We start from the raw sequence: 1,938 nt of genomic DNA on the forward strand, positions 1-1,938 counted from the left end.
TCGGTGCGCATCGAGATCGACCGCCGGCTGTTCGCCGCGCTCGCGCGTGCGGCGGCGGGCGACGGATCGGTCGACGACGGCCTCGCGGCGCTCGACCGCGCGCTCGCCGATCTCGGCTGGATCGATGCGTCGAAGGCTGGGCGCGCACTCGACGCACGCGTGCGCGGTGCGGTCGGGCTGTGCCGGGCCGGTGTGCTCGTCGCGATCGTCCAGTGGCTCGTGGTCGGGCTCGCGATCGCCGTTCCGCAGATCGGCTAGCGCCCGTTCAACGCAGCCGCCGCCGGCTGGTCGAGCCGCGTTACGCGTGAGCGACCCGCTGCGACCGCGTGCGTTTCACTTCATACATCGCCTGGTCCGCATGCTCGATCAGCGCGTTCATGTCGGTGCCGTCGTCGGGCAGCAGCGCGATCCCGACGCTGACGCCGAGCCGCATCGGGCGCCCCTCGAATTCGAACGGTTCACTGACCTGGCGCGCAAGCCGCGTGCTTTGCGCATGCGCATCGTCGCGATTGCCGATGTTCGGCAGGATCACCGCGAATTCGTCGCCGCCGATGCGCGCGACCGTGTCCGAGCGCCGCACCGCCCCCTGCATCCGCGTGGCGATCTCGCGCAGCGCCGCGTCGCCCGCGCGATGGCCGAACCCGTCGTTGATCGGCTTCAGCCCGTCCATGTCGATGTTGAGGATGCCGAGCCGGCCGTTCGCGCGCAGCGTCGTGTGCATCGACTGCCGCAGGCGGTCGTAGAACAGCGCGCGGTTGGGCAGGCCGGTGAGCGCGTCGTGTGTCGCGCGCAGGTACAGTTCGTTCGCCTCGTTGCGCGCCGCATGGAACATCGCGGCGGCGATCAGGTCGGCCGTCAGCCGCAGCGTGCCCGCGTCGGCCTGCGAAAAGCCGTCGACTTCCGGCGACATCACCTTCAGCACGCCGACGGTCGTGTCGGCATGGGTGAGCGGCATCACGAGCATCGAGCGCAGGCCGACCCGCCGGCAGGCGTCGCGATCGACGCGCGGGTCGGTTTCCGAATCGATGCAGTGCAGCAACGCGCCTTGCTGCACGCACAGGCCCGACAGGCTGCCCGAGCGCCGCAACCGCAGGCCGAGCATCCCGGCGGCCGTGCCCGACGCGGCGCGATACACCATGTCGTCGCCCTCGGCGAATTCGACCGCGGCGGCGCTCGCGCCGGTGAGCTGCGGCACCTGCTCGGCCACGTAGGCCATCACGCTGCCGAGATCGAGGCCGAGCTTCGCGATCTCGGTCTGCACGGTGATGATGCGCAGCAGCGTATCGGGGGACGGGGTGGCAGTGTCGACGATTTGATTCAAGTCAGTTTTCCGTGAAAGAAAGCACGTCCGGCAGCGCGGATTGCGGTAGCATACGCGCCGCCTCGCGGCCGCGTGTTCAGCCGGGGTGGTCTGCAACGGACCGCCGCCGGCCAGCCGATCCGCGCCGGCAGTATGCCGTTCAGCCTGCCGGGCGACAACGGCGCAATTCTTACCATTCATCCCTCTCGCGCAGCATTTCCGACCGGATTGAGGTTTTTTCGCTTCAATGTCGCGAATCGTGGTGAGTTTTGTCCTGTTTTTGAGATAGTGTGACGAATGGGCGTGTGCCGGTGCCAGGCGCGCGTAGCACGATGCCGCGCGATTAAAGAAATCGCCGCATCGTTTCGATAAATGAATCAGGCCAGTTGGATACATATGAGGGAAGCAGTGGGGATGTTCACTCACGGGCATAGCTGCTTTGCGGGCATCGATTTCGATGCGACGGACGACCGGATGATCCTGATGAAACGGAGTGCCGCATGAAGCCGGCCGTGTCGCTGCTCGTCCTCTCGGCCGCGATGGCCGGCGCTTTTCATGCCGCCGCGCTGTCGGCCGCGCCGATGCCGGCCGTGCCAGTTGCGGCCGCGCCCGCGGCGGCCAGCGCGAGCCCAGCCGCG

The 1,938-nt window shown here is 68.2% G+C and carries 1 protein-coding gene and 1 pseudogene; one reads left to right on the forward strand and one right to left on the reverse strand.

The features are described 5' to 3' along the window. A pseudogene (locus G3N98_RS39100) lies at positions 1 to 258 on the forward strand (hypothetical protein); the annotation flags it as partial. A gap of 40 nt (positions 259 to 298) precedes the next feature. Here G3N98_RS39100 and G3N98_RS39105 read toward each other — a convergent pair. Continuing rightward, complete coding sequence (locus G3N98_RS39105; protein ID WP_089472587.1) at positions 299 to 1,321, reverse strand: sensor domain-containing diguanylate cyclase; 1,023 nt, start codon at positions 1,319 to 1,321, stop codon at positions 299 to 301. Positions 1,322 to 1,938 lie beyond the last annotated feature (617 nt).

The organism is Burkholderia sp. Tr-20390 (assembly GCF_017104595.1).
In the GTDB taxonomy this organism is placed as follows: domain Bacteria; phylum Pseudomonadota; class Gammaproteobacteria; order Burkholderiales; family Burkholderiaceae; genus Burkholderia.